Source organism: Shewanella sp. CAL98-MNA-CIBAN-0140, assembly GCF_040309905.1.
GTDB classification, from domain to species: domain Bacteria; phylum Pseudomonadota; class Gammaproteobacteria; order Enterobacterales; family Shewanellaceae; genus Shewanella; species Shewanella psychromarinicola.
Genome location: NZ_JBEOPI010000197.1, coordinates 1 through 264 on the forward strand (window position 1 = coordinate 1; position 264 = coordinate 264).

Genomic DNA, 264 nt, shown 5'->3' on the forward strand with positions numbered 1-264 from the left:
ACCTCAGATCGTGTATGATACTCTTAGAACACTTTTTAAAACACCCTCTTAAATCGGAAAAAGCGATGACTCAAACCGTTATCCATTATTTTCTACACTTTGGTATGCCGTTTATCATCGCCTATATGTTTTTTCGTAGTGACTATAAGCGAGTTTATTTGATCCTATTAGCAACCATGCTAGTTGATTTAGATCATCTGCTAGCGACACCTATCTTTTCGCCCAATCGTTGTAGTATTAATTTCCATCCGCTACATACTTATT

General features: G+C 36.4%; 1 protein-coding gene. It reads left to right on the plus strand.

Annotated elements, in window-relative coordinates:
- Positions 1-65: 65 nt before the first annotated feature.
- Positions 66-264: DUF6122 family protein (locus tag AAEY93_RS20735; RefSeq protein WP_351079570.1), on the plus strand; the 199-nt coding region annotated here is incomplete at its 3' end.